Raw genomic sequence first — 13,381 nt, forward strand, 5'->3', positions numbered from 1 at the left:
GGGTGGGAAAATGCCGCCGGAATGCCACAATCCGCCCATGACCCACGCCGCCCCAGCCCCGGAAGAGCAGGAATTCTGGCTTTTTATTCAGAATGAGCCCCTGCCCGCGGCGGAGGAGTTGCAGAAAAACATGTTCCGCCTGGACGCCTGCTTCCGCCTGAACCTTTCCGGCGCGCCGGAACATGCTCCGGAGCATGTGCTGGAAGGGGAATACCTGGACGAAGAGGGAGAATCCCAGCTGGACGTGTTCTGGGTCATGGAGACGGACGACGCCCGGCAGGCGTTCAAAAGGGACCGCGCGGCCCTTCAGCAAATAGGGAGCCGCACCAAAATGCTGCGTTTCATCCTGGAGGATGAATGCGCCCTGGGCCACGTTTTCGCCATGATCCACGCCATCCTGGAACACCGGGACGGCCTGCTGGTCATTCCGGACGGACGGGGAAACATTATTCTGGAACGGAAACAGGCCCTGGATTTCCTGAACCGGGAGATCCGGGAAGGCATGGCGGAAGACTAGCGTTCTTCCGCCCGCGGCGCGGCGGAGCCCTCCCGCTCCGCATTCAGTTGGAGCGCCTTCTTTTTCCAGACTTCCGCCATGTCCGCATCCTGCCTGGTTCCCTTTCCGGTACTGTAGCAGACGGAAAGCATCAGCATGGCATTGACGTGGCCCTGCCCGGCGGCCAGCCGGAGCCAGTTGAACGCCTTGCCTTCATCCACGGGAACGCCGGAACCATCCAGATACGCCAGCCCCACGATGTACTGGGCACGGGCGTCCCCGGCGGAAGCCGCCTGTTCATACCATTTCATGGCGCGCTCCATGTCCTGCGGCACTCCCGCCCCCTTCGCATAAAGGTTCCCCAGGTAGACGGAGGAAGGCGTATTGCCTCCGTTGGCGGCCTTTTCCAGCAGCACCAGCCCGGAGGCGGCATCCTTGTCAAAGCCCATTTCCCCTTCCATGTAAGCCCGGCCCAGCAGCCCCATGGCCGCAGGGTGTTCCTCATCCGACGCCTTGTTCCACAGTTCCAGCGCCTTGTTCCGGTCCTGGGTCGCCCCGTCCCCCTTGAAATACATCATGCCCAGCATGTACAGGGCATTTCCCCGCTGGCTGCCGGGGCGTGCCAGCCCGTATTCAAACCATTCCCTGGCCGCCGCGGCGTCACGCTTGATGCCGGTTCCGTACAGGTACATGGCGCCGATGACCGTTTCCCCGGAATATCCGGACCCGGCCTCCGCCACGGAGTCACACCAGGCGCGCACATCCAGCGGATGCGCCCAGCCGTTCTGCAATCCCTCCGCGTACAGGGCGGCCACATCATTGAGCGCCTTCACCTGCTCCTTGTCATTCCCTTTCTCACGGGCAGCGGCGGCTGTGGCGGCATCCAGACGGTCCTTCCATTTTCCGGCCTCCCCTTTTTCCGCCTTTTCCGCGGCAGGTTCCTCCCGCTCCCCGGCAGGGGTCCCCTGCTTTTCCCCGGAGGCAGGCTTGCGGTCACACCCGCACCAGAGAAGGGACACGGAGACGGCCACGCACCCGGCAACTATTTTTTTCATCATGCCCACCACCATAGGACAGCCGCACGGACGTGCCAAGAAGAGAAATGACGGAAATACCGCCTCCGCCACAGGAAAACGCGCAAAACGCCGTCATGCGCCGCAGAAAAGGGATTTTCTCTTTTATCATTGAATATTTCCCCTCTTTTTGTTTTACTGGAACCAGTTCAACCACTAATGAAATTAGTACCGCGCCTGTATCTCCTGACGTGCCTGGGCCTGGCGTCCCTGGGGTGGTTCTGTTGCGGGGCTTTCGCGACGGAACTGCCCGTGAAGTACATTTTTGAACTGTCGGACGAGCCGGTAAAGGTGCGTCCCGGCAAAATAGATACCAAGAGCGTTTTCTTCCCCAAATACGCGCGGGGCACCTCCCCGGAAGCCCTGAAACGGCAGGCAGCCCTCTTCCATTCACAAATGAGGCACGCGGCTCCCAAAAGCAGGCCCGCCATTGATATCCACATGAATGACGACAGGATGGAAAGGGACGGGCACGCCCTGTCCGGCTATGAATTCCACCATCCGGACAGCCGGAAGGAAACGGTCATTACCACAGAACCCCCGGATGAGGAAATCTGGCTGAACGACGGTGACCCGGACAGCCCTTTTTTCCACACTCCCCGTTCCGCCACCAACACGGAAATCCGTGAAATATCCGCGCCGTCCGACGTCTGGCCCGCCTGGAACGAAGCGGAGGTCAACCTGGACATGAACCTTCAGGAGTCCGCCCCGCGTCCCTTTGTGATCCAGCCGGCTCCGTCCGGAGCCATCCGCACCATCATCAAATCCTTCAACGGAGCCGTATTTGAAGCGGACCCGCAACCCATGCATCCCATGTGGGACCAGCTGCCTCCGGGCTATGTCCCCATTCCGGCGCTCCCCGCCTACCAGCCCACCGTGCTGAGAAAATTACAGTAGGGGCGGCGGAAGATCAGAACTTGAACCGGACGGCGCCAAACACGCTCCAGCCGTTGAACGCCTTGGCCGTTGCGGAATCCGCCCGGCTGGCGACATACTCCACCGCCAGCATCAGCTTCACCGCGTTGACCGCTTCCGGGCACAGATAACAGTTCAGCCCCAGGTAAAAGGAATGCATGCTGTCCACCCACCCGGGATAATGGGTAACGCTGGGCGCGTACCGGGTGTTCAGCTTCACGGAACGGTTACCGAACGAACACTGGTACTGGAATACGCCCTCCAAATGGGGCGAAATCCGGTAAACGGGCTGAAGAACCAGGCCGTACACATTCTTAGCGCCCGGCTGGCCCACAATCCCCACGCCCGCCAGCAGGTTCCCCATCACGGAAAAAGCTCCCCGGCTGGCATCCCAGCTCAGGGAAATTACGTCCTGGGCTCCCGTCCCGCAATAATCAGAAGTGGAAGGAATCTTTCTTCCCCGCCATTCCGTAAAATTATGTGCGTACTGGTAACCCAGGGTCTGGCTGTCCCAAGCGGAAGACGCCACCTTCCATTTCATAGCGTTCAGGGCAAATACGTTGTCTGCGGAATGAAACTGCACTTCATCCTTCAGGTCCGTACCATTTGCGTTCAGATAAACGCCGTAGGAATGGTACAGGCTCTTGGCGTCCTTCTGGAAATTGGCCTCCAATCCCCAGTTGGAGATGGAAATCAGTTCATTGCACAGGGCGGACCTCTCCACCGTCTTGATCCGGGAGGATGCCAGGCAGTATTCGGACGTCAGGTGCGGAGTCAGCTTCCCGGCCCTGAACTTGACGCCGGGCATGGTCTTTTCCAGATAAAGTTCATACAGGGACCACTCCGTGCGGCTGCCGGTCCATTCCCCGCGCACTTCGCGGTGGCGGCCCTCCAGGTCTCCCACGTTCGTCAGGTTGGACAGGCGCCAGGAGCCGTCCCCCATCACAACATCCCCGCCCAGGTAGGCGCGCCGCCACTCACTGTTATGGCCGCCGGAGGAGGGGCAGAACTTGTTGGCTCCATTGGGACTGACGGCGGCTGCCTGGTACTGGCCGATCAAGGTCAGCTTCACCTTTTTAATCCAGGAAGAATCATTCCGGTACAGAACGGGGCCGCGGTCCAGCACACGGCACAAGGACGGAAGAGGCTCACCTGGCGCGGGCTGGGGCTGCGTTACGCGCGCACCGGCCTCCGCTGCGGAAAAAGCGGCGCACCAGCAGACGGCAAACAGGCCGTTCCTCAGAAAAAGAGACTTCATCACAGCGTCAACAAACAGGTTGCAGGGCAGACACCTTAAGGGGGCGTTCCTGAAAATCAAGCCCGGATGTTTCTTTTGCCATTGCAGTTTTCCGGCGGCCCGTGCTATGAAGACGGGCAGACATGAACACCCAAACGCGCCCCTCTCTCTGGAAATACTTTATCCTGTGCCTCACCAAGAATTACTGTTCCTTCTCCGGAACGGCACCGCGGCGCGAATTCTGGGGGTTCTACCTCTTTCTGTACCTCTTCTCCATGATCTTCGGCATAGCCGGCGCAGTATTCTTTGCGATGTCGCTTCCGTGGGGGGAACTGGCCGGAGTGCATGACCAGGCTCAAATCCAGGCCATGCTTGCCCCCCATATCACCTCCTTCATCCTTGCCGTGCAAATAATCATGATGGCCTTCTATCTGCCCATCTGGGGCGTCACCATCAGAAGGCTCCGGGACGCGGGGTTCAGCACGGCGTGGGGCTACGGCTATATTGCGCTGGGAATCATCGGCCTGCTCAACTGGGCTGTTATGGACCGCTTCCATTACGAGGGCGGCCCCGTAACGCAGTTCCTGGGCATCATTTCCTCCGCCTGCTGGCTGCTGCTCATCATTCTGGCCTGCTTCCCCTCCCGGCCTGCTGTGGAGGACACGCCTGAATAACCACTTCCCGCTCTTGCGGGGAGAGGCCGTAAATATCCTCCACCAGCCTGTTCATCCGTTCATCATCCTCCGGACGGTAGGAGGCGTGCAGAACCCCGGACAGTCTTTCCGCCTCCTCAAGCGCGGCCAGCGGGGGCACACAGACGGGAGCCCGGAGGATAGGAGCCGTATCCATCTGGAACGCATCCCCCTGCATTTTCCCCCGCAGGCGGAACCAGAACTGCATCAGCCTGGAATTCAACAGGGCCGCCAGGTACTTCATGCTCACGCGCTCCGTGCGGATCACGTTGAATGACATCATCACATACGCTTCCCGTTCCGTGTAGGTAAACGTGGGCCGCGCACATTTGCGGGCGGCGAGAATTTTGGGACCGGGTAAAAAGAACTCCTCTCTTCTGGACCAGTGCACATGGTAATACTTCATGCGCCTCATCCTTGTCTCCCTGCGGCGCTCCATCAGGGGCCGGAACCTCTCCAGATGGCGAATCAGGGTCACTGCCTGGTCCGAGCCGTTATCCGGGGTCAGGTACAGCAAGACCTTCTCCGGCTCCTTCAGGGAATATCTGCCTGCCAATGCAGGTTCATACAGGGGTTTGAGAAAGCGCCGTTCCCGTTCCGGCAGCCCATGGAAATAATCCTGCGGCACCACAAATACCCCTTCCCCCCTCCGGATTCCGGAGCGGCGCACTATTCCCGGCTCCAGGCTTTCCAGCGCACGGGAGGAAACAACATCCGGATTCGGTACAATCCCCTGGGTGATTTCCCTGGCTCCATCCAGCTTGAAATTTCCGGCTGCCTCCATCTTTTCCAAAACGGCCCATTGGGCGGCAGAGCAGAAAGACAGGCCCTCCTTCACGCACACCCCGGCATCTTCCGGCAGAGGGAACTGACGGTAGGGTTCATGTTCCAGAAATGCCCCCACCTCTTCCATGGAACCGCAAAAGCGCCGGTATTCCGGAACCAGCTTTCCGGCCCCGTCTCCCCCCTTTTCCGCCAGAACGGTCATGGTGTGAACCCGTGCGGTTTCAAACACCCGGCAGGCCCCGAAGTCGGACAGGCGCAGCAAACTGCAATCCGCCAGCAACTTGCGGCGGAGGGGCGCCGCACCGGCATTCGCCATCCACTTGTTGGGAACGACCAGGTGCATGACGCCCCCGGGACTCAGGGCATCCAGCCCCACGCATGCGAACACATACCAGTAATCCATGCGGGAAGAACAGAAGGAGGCCAGAGGAGAGGATTTCAGCCGGGCAAACAACTCCCTGTTTCCCTTTTCCCCCACAAAAGGGGGATTCCCTATCACGAGGTCAAAGCCGCCGTCTTCCATCACTGCTGCAAGCCCCTGCCGCCAGACGCCGTCCGCGGAAAAATCCAGGCTGTCTCCGCACAGGAGATGATCCCGGAAGACGCCCTCCCCGCCCGCGGCCAGCAACGCACAGCGAAAACGGAAACGGGCCACCTCCAGCGCCTCCGGAGAAATGTCCACCCCGTAAATATTCTCCTCCAGAATAGAACGGATTAAATCCGCCTCCGGACGTTCCGGCTCCAGGCGTTTCCTGCGGCGGACAAGCTCCTGGAGTATTCCCATGGTAAATGCCCCGGCCCCGGTGGATAAATCCAGAACCCGGATATTTTTCAGCAACACGGCTTCTTCATCACTCCGGGAGTCCGGCGATCCGGATGACAGCCAGAGAGACACCGCCTCCCGCGCCATCCAGCGGACCAGGAAGCCGGGAGTATACACGGTCCCGGACCGAGGCGCATCCGCCAGGGAACGTTCCAGCAAACTCCCCAGCACGGACGGAGTGACTGCCCGGAATTCATCATCTTCCCGATGGGAAAATGCGAATCCTTCCGGGAGGCGGCATCCATGGCCGCCCTCCCGCTTTAACCATTGTTCCATCAAGGCCGCTTTCAAGCGTCCCCAGGCTTCAGAACGGCTCCCGCCGCCTTTCTCCGGCAAAAAGCACCGGGCCATGAAACACTCCTGAACGCTCCGTTCCTTCACTGCCGTATTCCTACACCACCTGACTCTTCCACGCAATCAAAAGGGGCGCGGTCTTGAAATCCTGGCGGGGAGCCGCTTCAGTTTGCTCCCCAATTTTTATTACTCTGGAAGATGCGCCGATACCGTGTATGCTCGGCACCATATTGAAGGCTCCGGCCAATCTCCGGCGACAGAATCATAAGTCCATGAAAAAAAGCATATTAAAAATATCTTTCCCGTTTATATTAATTATTTTAATCCTGGCCTCAATTGTTCTTTTTACAAAAAACGGCCATGCCCATATTCAAATTGAACGGAAGCCCGGGGAGATTGTTTTTTCTGAAAATGTAACAGTGGCCCAAAGCCCGTATTTTTTAAATTTCACCTCTTCCAACATCAAGGAATTCCTGGCAAAAAGTGACATTAAAGATGCAGATCAATTAATCATTTACCATGACGGCCGTATTATTTACCGGGGGTATAAAGGCTATCTCAGGTCTTTAGACGGTTCTCAGCAATGGGGGCTGCCCGGCAGAGTTATTAAAGACGGCAGCATCCTGGCCGACATGTTTGCCATTTCCCATTATTACAATGGCCATATTTTCAAAGAGCCGTATTCCAAACAATACTTTCTTGAGATGTCATGCGTGGATGAACATGACCCTTTCCCCATGTACGGAGAAACCCGTAATTGACGGCGCGGGGATACAAGAATAAACGGCTGTAAACATCCGGATGGACAAAAAAATCGTTTTTTCAACAACCGCCTGTAACACAAAGCCCGGCTTGCAGATGGCAAAGCCGGACTTAAAAAAGAAGTGGTACCCCGTCACGGGCTCGAACCGTGGACAAACTGATTAAGAGTCAGCTGCTCTACCAACTGAGCTAACGAGGCACTTGGATGTAATGGCGTTCCTTGCCGGAACAACCGGATGGTACCCCGTCACGGGCTCGAACCGTGGACAAACTGATTAAGAGTCAGCTGCTCTACCAACTGAGCTAACGAGGCATGTATCCGGCAGTTCCCCACGATGTGTTCCAACTCTGAAGATGGAGCCACTGGTCGGAATTGAACCGACGACCCACGCATTACGAATGCGTTGCTCTACCCCTGAGCTACAGTGGCATCGCGAGAAGCGCGGAGGTAAGTAACCATAACAGCCCCCTTTTAGCAAGTCTTTTTTGCAATAAGGCCGTTTTTTTGCGCCTTGAATCCGGAATTGGAGACAAGCGCGGCAGTTGACAGTAGAAGAGCTTGCATAGGAGGAGGAAACATGGTGGAGTTCAACTCCTCAAAGAGCTTTTCTTTCCTTACTTATCATGAAGGCATATTACATTTTCCAGCAGGCAGACGAACAGACCATCAGCGACATTCTGGACTGGATGCGCAACCAGGAACGCGCCATTTACCGCGCCGCCGTGCGTGAACTGGGCGCCCTGAAAAAGCTGCGCCCGGAGTTCATCCAGCGCAAGCCCCTGAAGGAACAGTTTTCCTTCATCCAGAAAATGCTGGGATGGAAGCCCAGCAATGAGATAGGTGACCATCTGCTTCAAGTCTGGCTCCTGCGCAAGCACCAGGACATGCTGGTTACCTTCCTGAACACGCTGGGCATCCCCCATGACGGCAACGGCATTGTCAACGAACTGCCGGAAACGCTGGACAAGGAAAAACTTTCCAAGGCCGTGGATGAATTGTTTGAAAAGTACTCCCCCGGCGTAGCGTCCGTATACCTTCAGATGTTCCAGCTCCAGACGGAAGACGGCTGGGATGAACTGGCTGATGTCCTGGCGAACGATCCCCGCGTCACCATCCGCTGACTTTGATCATTCTGCTCCCGTGAAGGGAATATTGGAGCCGCTCCGGAAAGGAGCGGCTCTTCTATTTTATATTGACTGTCAGTCAGTATACTGCTATCCACGGCAGTACCCCATGAAACGTTTCCTCCTCCTGCCGGCGGCATTCCTGCTGCCGTGCGCCTGCATTTCCGTCAATACGGCCGCCCAGACGCTGAACGCCGGGACCGTTTACCGCAACTGGGAGCTGGATGACCGCGCCTATGTGAAAAACGGCTTCGTTTACATCAAAGCCGTGCAATGCGACCAGCGCAAGGAAACTCCGGTCATCGGACCGCCCATGGCCCAGTCAGACTTCATTTCACAAATGGAGGATATTCCGGGAACGGAAAAGACCGTCTTTTTGCAGCTTAACAAGAAAGACCTTCCCGATCCCATGGAATACAAAGACCTCCTGGGCATGGTACTTGAGGAGAATTTCACCGTTCCTCCCCGGTTTTCTCTGTATGGAGCTCATCAAATTACCCTTCCCCACCTGAACTTTAGCAGAAAAGAAAACGCTTCTCCCACCGTAGCAGCCGTAAAGATCATCAGCGCTCCCTCCACGGGCCGGAGAATTCTGGCGGGAGCACAGAGCTGCTTGATTGACGCCCCCGGTACCGTGATTGCCAATATTCTCATCATTCCAGCGGCCATCGTGGCCGCCCCCTGCAAGGGCTTGTACTACCTGTGCTCCGGGGAATGACGGACCAGGCCGTTCCAAGCAAACAACGCGCCTTCGCGTTCGTGCCCGCCCTTGCTTCATCCCCATGCGGGAAACGTTTTCCCGCACGGGTACGTATTCCATCCGGATGCCTGGCTCAGCCGTCGTCTGCCGTCATGAGGGGACCGTGTCCGGCAGCTCCGGACGGAACGTCCAGCCCTCATCCCCGTGATACACCATCATGCGGGTCATGCCGCCGTCAATGACCAGGTTTTCCGCATTGACAAAGCCGGAACGGCAAAGGAAGAACACAGCCTGGACGATATCCTCCGGCGTTCCGGCGCGTCCGGCAGGATGCTGGAGCGCGTCCTCCCGCGACAAGGGGCCGAACGCCCCCGTATCAATCCAGCCGGGGCTGATGCTGTTCACCCGGACGCCGAAGGGAGCCAGGCTCATCGCGAGGGCGTGGGTCAGGGAGACGAGGGCGCCCTTAACCGCACTGTAGCTTTCCGTGTCCTTCTGGGACATGGAGGCGCGGGTGGAGGCGATGTTGATCATGGAAGCGCCGCGGGAAAAATGATCACGGAACAAAAGGCTGAGCAGGTAGGGGGCGGAAACGCCCACGCGCAGAACTTCATTAAAGTCCTCATAGGAGCAGCCGGAAAGAATGCCGCGGCGCGTAATGCAGGCATTGTTTACCAGGACATCCACATGAACGAAGCGTTCCAATACCTTTTCCGCAAAAAAACGCACGTCCTCTTCCACTCCCGCATCCCCCGTCACGCAGAGATGGCCCTCTCCCGGCAGTTCCTCCAGCAGGGCGGCCGTTTCCCCATGCCTGACATCCAGCACCGCCAGCCGTGCGCCTGCCGCGGCGCATGCCCGCGCAATGGCGCGGCCAATACCGGAAGCGCCCCCCGTCACTACCACAACGCGGCCGGAAAAATCAATATCCTTCATGGACCGATTGTCCTGCTCCTCCCGTGGATGTCAATAGGCTCTTTCCGGCATGCCGCTCTCAATGCATGTACATCACATAGCGGTAAAAGCCCATGGCGCGGGAAAGAAGCGGAGAACGGCTCACAACGTCCGTCTCCACAATGAGATGGGCCATGGTGCTGGAAACAGCCATTTCCGCATCCTCCGCACGGCGGCTGATCCGCTCCATATCCTTGGTTTTCACCAGGTTCATCTGCCCTGATTTCTGAAAAATATCAACAACGTAGCGCAGCCTTTTCAGCTTGGCCACCACTTCCACCACTTCCATGGCGCGCTGGTCCGCCGTCGCGGTATCCTTGATGCCTCTCAGGAGAAACTGGACTCTCTCCAGGCACAGGCAGAATTCCTCCATGGTCATGATGGGGTCAACCCAGAATTCCTGAAAATCCATCAGCCTGGGCTGTTCCATTTCAAGGCCTACCACCGCTTTCTGCATGGCAGGGGAATCATACATCCTGGCAGTCACCAGCCTTAACAGAGCCCGGAACGCCCGTTTGCGGTCTTCATCCGCCTTCCTCCTCATCTTCTCCAGCCCGTTATGGTAGTACCGTTCAAATCCGGGAATCCAGGCCCTGTACTCCTTTTCTAGCCGTCCGATATTGCTCACCTGCTCCTTGACCATGCGGCCCTGGAGGGCTACGGACATGGCATAAGCTTCCGCCGCCACTTTGTTGTCAATCCCTTCCAGCATGTCCACCATGGCGGAATACTGGTCCAGGTAAGCTTTCAGGAACGGCAGAATCCTGTCGCTCAAATACCGGGCCATCCGTTCCTCCGTCAGGCTGAGCCCGTATTTTTCCAGACCGTCGCGGATCAGGCCGGAATCATAATACCCGAATTGATGAATCTTCAGCACTCCCTCCATCATCCGCTCGTGGGCCTGGTCCACCCGCTCCTGAAGAATGGAATGAAAGGCGGGATGCTCCTTCCGGGATTCTTCATGTACGCGCGGATTCAGGATCATCAGCCGCCCGCAGTTCATGTCGTAAAGCTTCAGCCTTTCCGTCAGCCGCCCCAGCTCCTCCATCGCGGCCTCTCCCATGGCGCGGTCCTGAATGGAAGCGACCAGGTCCGTCATCTGCTCCACATCCTTCAGGCGCAGGGAAAGGAGCTCTTCATAAGATTCCACCGGGGAAAGCTTTCCGGAATCACCTTCTTCAACATATTCCGGCTTATCCTCCTTATTACCGCAGGAAGACAGCGCCAGCAGACACGCCCCCCCCAGCAGCGGCAAATTCAGGAACAGGAAAAAACGGGAACTGAGTTTCATGAGAAAGCGGCGTTGATGAGGGGAGGCCCTGAAGCCCGGCCCGCATCGTGGCAACATGGTTACCGTAAGAAAGCGGCCCCAAAGTTCAAGGCCTTTTCATTTCATCCGGAAAAAACATTCCCGCATTCTTGATGTGCGGAAATATTCTTTTAATATCATGAACACTCTCCCGAACCCGGAGGTCACACCTTATTACCAACTCCATCTTATCCGCCGTGATTCTTGACATTCTTCAATACGGGCACCCCCTTTTGAGGGAGGAATGCAGCCCCGTGGTTCATATCAACAAAGACCTTCTTTCCTTTCTGGACGATATGCAGGAGACCCTGGCCCAGGGGGGCATAGGCCTGGCCGCTCCGCAGGTGGGAAGACCCATTCAGATGGTCACCATCAATATTCCGCCCACGGACACCACCACTACCTGGCTGGAGGTGGACGGACGCCCGGCTACGCTGGAACAGATCATGCCCCTGAATTTCATCAACCCCGTTCTGCATCCCTTCGGGAAAAAAGTGCCGTACCGGGAAGGCTGCCTGAGCATCACCAAGGTTTATGCGGACATTATGCGCCGTTCCTGCGTGAAAGCCGTTCTGACACTGATGGACGGGCGCACGGTGACCATCAAATGCAACGGGCTGCTGGCCCGCTGCCTGCAGCATGAGGTGGACCACCTCCATGGCGGACTGTTCACGGATATGGTTTCCCCGGAGGACCACGCCAAGGTGGTGCGCAGGCTCAAGCTGACGCACCCGGACGCCTTTGAGGAAGACGACGACAGCTACGCGCGCCGCATGAAGGAGGAGCGCCGCGCCCAGGCCCGTGAGGCCCATACCCCGCCACCGCCCAGAAAGACGGCCTGATATTCCTCCTTATTCCACCGCTAAAAAATGCCCCGGCTTTCCACATGGAAAAACCGGGGCATTCCTTAACATGTTAAAAAAGGCCGGACAGATCAGACAATCCAGTCCAGAACCACCTTGCCGGACTTGCCGGAATTCATGGCTTCAAAGCCTTCCCGGAATTCCGTGTAGGGCAGCCGGTGCGTGATGATGGGCGCTATGTTCAGGCCGCTGCGGATCATGGAATCCATCTTGTGCCAGGTTTCAAAGATTTCACGGCCATAAATGCCCTTCATCTTCAGCCCCTTCCAGATGAATTTATTCCATTCGATGCTGGAGCCGTCCGGCTGGATGCCCAGCAGGGAAATGTTGGCTCCGTTGCGGGAGTTGTCAATGATGTCTTTCAGGCAGGACGGGGCGCCGCTCATTTCCAGGCATACGTCAAACCCTTCCGTCATTTCCAGCTCCTTCATCACGTCCTCCAGTTTTTCACGGGTCACGTTCACGGTGCGGTCCGCGCCCAGCGTCTTGGCCAGGCTCAGGCGGAAATCATTAATGTCCGTAATGACCACCGTCTTGGCTCCGGCCTTCTTGCAGACGGCGGCGGCCATGCAGCCGATGACGCCCGCGCCCGTAATCAGGACGTCTTCCCCCACCATGTCCCAGGACAGGGCCGTATGGACGGCGTTGCCCAGGGGATCGAAGATGGAGGCGATTTCCATTGGAATGCTCTTGTGGATGCGCACCACGTTGTCCTGGGGAATGGAAAGATACTCCGCAAAGCAGCCGGGCCTGTTCACGCCCACGCCCTTCGTGTTCGGGCACAGGTGCTTCCGGCCGGAACGGCAGCTCCGGCAGTGGCCGCAGACGATGTGGCCCTCCCCGGAAACGATTTCCCCGGGCTTGTATTCCGTTACGGAAGAACCCACGGATTCAATCACGCCGCAAAACTCATGGCCCACGTGCATCCCCACGGGAATGGTCTGCTGGGCCCACTTATCCCAGTTCCAGATATGAAGGTCCGTGCCGCAAATGGCTGTTTTATGAATTTTAATCAGGACATCGTTCGGGCCGACTTCCGGCATGGGAACATCCATCAGTTCCAAACCGGGGCCTGCCTGCGTTTTTACAAGAGCTTTCATGCCCCTCATTCATGCTCTTTTTCCCCTGCGGCGGCAAGCTCAAAATTCGTTTCCGGCGCACCGGAAAACCGCTTCCGGAACGGAGCCTGGCGCACCGCCGCCTGCCCTCCGTTCCGGCCCTGTAAAACCCGGGAAGGCAAACTCCGGAAAGGCATTCCTGTTCAATCAACAATTCAGACACACACGCAATTTGCCCTTTCCAATATGGACGAATCATGATACCAAGGCATACGGTTCACCTGTTGAACGTTT

General features: G+C 57.5%; 13 protein-coding genes and 3 tRNA genes. 7 read left to right on the forward strand and 9 right to left on the reverse strand.

The window, feature by feature from the left end; all coding sequences use genetic code 11:
- Positions 1-37: 37 nt before the first annotated feature.
- On the forward strand, positions 38-517 hold the full coding sequence (locus CXU21_RS05865) for a hypothetical protein (RefSeq protein WP_102725381.1): 480 nt from the start codon (positions 38-40) through the stop codon (positions 515-517).
- Here CXU21_RS05865 and CXU21_RS05870 read toward each other — a convergent pair.
- Positions 514-1,554, reverse strand: coding sequence for a tetratricopeptide repeat protein (locus CXU21_RS05870; protein WP_180972680.1), 1,041 nt, complete (start codon positions 1,552-1,554; stop codon positions 514-516). The two genes, CXU21_RS05865 and CXU21_RS05870, sit on opposite strands and share 4 nt — an antisense overlap.
- A gap of 174 nt (positions 1,555-1,728) precedes the next feature.
- Here CXU21_RS05870 and CXU21_RS05875 point away from each other — a divergent pair, with 174 nt between their 5' ends.
- Entirely contained in the window at positions 1,729-2,466 is a 738-nt protein-coding gene (locus tag CXU21_RS05875) for a hypothetical protein (RefSeq protein WP_102711313.1), read from the forward strand.
- A gap of 13 nt (positions 2,467-2,479) precedes the next feature.
- On the opposite strand, the gene CXU21_RS05880 is transcribed toward CXU21_RS05875, so the two are convergent.
- Positions 2,480-3,742 carry a hypothetical protein gene (locus CXU21_RS05880; protein WP_146016980.1) on the reverse strand — a complete coding sequence of 421 codons (1,263 nt, stop codon included), beginning with the start codon at positions 3,740-3,742 and terminating at the stop codon, positions 2,480-2,482.
- Between the two features lie 122 nt (positions 3,743-3,864).
- On the opposite strand from CXU21_RS05880, the gene CXU21_RS05885 reads away from it, so the two are divergent.
- Positions 3,865-4,395, forward strand: a complete 531-nt coding sequence (locus CXU21_RS05885) for a DUF805 domain-containing protein (RefSeq protein ID WP_102725384.1) — start codon at positions 3,865-3,867, stop codon at positions 4,393-4,395.
- On the opposite strand, the gene CXU21_RS05890 is transcribed toward CXU21_RS05885, so the two are convergent.
- On the reverse strand, positions 4,343-6,298 hold the full coding sequence (locus tag CXU21_RS05890; protein ID WP_180972681.1) for an Eco57I restriction-modification methylase domain-containing protein: 1,956 nt from the start codon (positions 6,296-6,298) through the stop codon (positions 4,343-4,345). The genes CXU21_RS05885 and CXU21_RS05890 overlap by 53 nt on opposite strands.
- A 290-nt stretch (positions 6,299-6,588) precedes the next feature.
- Between CXU21_RS05890 and CXU21_RS05895 the strand changes: the two genes are divergently transcribed.
- Positions 6,589-7,077 (forward strand): hypothetical protein, encoded by a 489-nt coding sequence (locus tag CXU21_RS05895; protein ID WP_146016982.1) that lies wholly within the window; start codon positions 6,589-6,591, stop codon positions 7,075-7,077.
- Between the two features lie 124 nt (positions 7,078-7,201).
- Here the strand turns inward: CXU21_RS05895 and CXU21_RS05900 are convergent.
- The 3 genes from CXU21_RS05900 to CXU21_RS05910 all read right to left on the reverse strand — a co-directional run bounded on the left by CXU21_RS05900 (position 7,202) and on the right by CXU21_RS05910 (position 7,508).
- A tRNA-Lys gene (locus CXU21_RS05900) sits at positions 7,202-7,277 on the reverse strand.
- Positions 7,278-7,315: 38 nt separating this feature from the next.
- Positions 7,316-7,391: transfer RNA gene (locus CXU21_RS05905), tRNA-Lys, on the reverse strand.
- 42 nt (positions 7,392-7,433) lie between these two features.
- Positions 7,434-7,508: transfer RNA gene (locus CXU21_RS05910), tRNA-Thr, on the reverse strand.
- A 194-nt stretch (positions 7,509-7,702) separates the two neighbouring features.
- Between CXU21_RS05910 and CXU21_RS05915 the strand changes: the two genes are divergently transcribed.
- Positions 7,703-8,200 (forward strand): hypothetical protein, encoded by a 498-nt coding sequence (locus CXU21_RS05915; RefSeq protein ID WP_102711323.1) that lies wholly within the window; start codon positions 7,703-7,705, stop codon positions 8,198-8,200.
- Between the two features lie 112 nt (positions 8,201-8,312).
- Positions 8,313-8,921 carry a hypothetical protein gene (locus CXU21_RS05920; RefSeq protein WP_102725387.1) on the forward strand — a complete coding sequence of 203 codons (609 nt, stop codon included), beginning with the start codon at positions 8,313-8,315 and terminating at the stop codon, positions 8,919-8,921.
- Positions 8,922-9,053: 132 nt separating this feature from the next.
- Here CXU21_RS05920 and CXU21_RS05925 read toward each other — a convergent pair whose 3' ends face one another.
- Together CXU21_RS05925 and CXU21_RS05930 are read right to left on the reverse strand one after the other, a co-directional pair.
- A complete protein-coding gene (locus tag CXU21_RS05925) occupies positions 9,054-9,839 on the reverse strand; it encodes an SDR family oxidoreductase (RefSeq protein ID WP_102725388.1) in 786 nt (261 codons plus the stop codon).
- Between the two features lie 58 nt (positions 9,840-9,897).
- The gene (locus tag CXU21_RS05930; protein WP_102725389.1) at positions 9,898-11,148 is read right to left on the reverse strand and encodes a hypothetical protein; all 1,251 of its coding nucleotides are present in this window, start codon (positions 11,146-11,148) and stop codon (positions 9,898-9,900) included.
- A gap of 215 nt (positions 11,149-11,363) precedes the next feature.
- Here CXU21_RS05930 and def point away from each other — a divergent pair, with 215 nt between their 5' ends.
- Positions 11,364-12,008, forward strand: a complete 645-nt coding sequence (def, locus tag CXU21_RS05935) for a peptide deformylase (protein WP_102725390.1) — start codon at positions 11,364-11,366, stop codon at positions 12,006-12,008.
- A 92-nt stretch (positions 12,009-12,100) separates the two neighbouring features.
- Here the strand turns inward: def and tdh are convergent, their stop codons facing one another.
- Positions 12,101-13,138: an L-threonine 3-dehydrogenase gene (gene tdh / locus CXU21_RS05940; protein WP_102711333.1), complete on the reverse strand. Its 1,038-nt coding sequence runs from the start codon at positions 13,136-13,138 to the stop codon at positions 12,101-12,103.
- Positions 13,139-13,381 lie beyond the last annotated feature (243 nt).

Source organism: Akkermansia muciniphila, from assembly GCF_002884975.1.
Lineage (GTDB): Bacteria > Verrucomicrobiota > Verrucomicrobiia > Verrucomicrobiales > Akkermansiaceae > Akkermansia > Akkermansia muciniphila_C.

Coding starts and splice junctions, on each gene's coding strand:
- CXU21_RS05865 (WP_102725381.1), top strand. CDS start 38: ATGACCCACGCCGCCCCAGCCCCGGAAGAGCAGGAATTCTGGCTTTTT.
- CXU21_RS05920 (WP_102725387.1), top strand. CDS start 8,313: ATGAAACGTTTCCTCCTCCTGCCGGCGGCATTCCTGCTGCCGTGCGCC.
- CXU21_RS05885 (WP_102725384.1), top strand. CDS start 3,865: ATGAACACCCAAACGCGCCCCTCTCTCTGGAAATACTTTATCCTGTGC.
- CXU21_RS05890 (WP_180972681.1), bottom strand. CDS start 6,298: ATGGAACAATGGTTAAAGCGGGAGGGCGGCCATGGATGCCGCCTCCCG.
- CXU21_RS05930 (WP_102725389.1), bottom strand. CDS start 11,148: ATGAAACTCAGTTCCCGTTTTTTCCTGTTCCTGAATTTGCCGCTGCTG.
- CXU21_RS05925 (WP_102725388.1), bottom strand. CDS start 9,839: ATGAAGGATATTGATTTTTCCGGCCGCGTTGTGGTAGTGACGGGGGGC.
- tdh (WP_102711333.1), bottom strand. CDS start 13,138: ATGAGGGGCATGAAAGCTCTTGTAAAAACGCAGGCAGGCCCCGGTTTG.
- CXU21_RS05875 (WP_102711313.1), top strand. CDS start 1,729: ATGAAATTAGTACCGCGCCTGTATCTCCTGACGTGCCTGGGCCTGGCG.
- CXU21_RS05880 (WP_146016980.1), bottom strand. CDS start 3,742: ATGAAGTCTCTTTTTCTGAGGAACGGCCTGTTTGCCGTCTGCTGGTGC.
- CXU21_RS05895 (WP_146016982.1), top strand. CDS start 6,589: ATGAAAAAAAGCATATTAAAAATATCTTTCCCGTTTATATTAATTATT.
- CXU21_RS05870 (WP_180972680.1), bottom strand. CDS start 1,554: ATGATGAAAAAAATAGTTGCCGGGTGCGTGGCCGTCTCCGTGTCCCTT.
- CXU21_RS05915 (WP_102711323.1), top strand. CDS start 7,703: ATGAAGGCATATTACATTTTCCAGCAGGCAGACGAACAGACCATCAGC.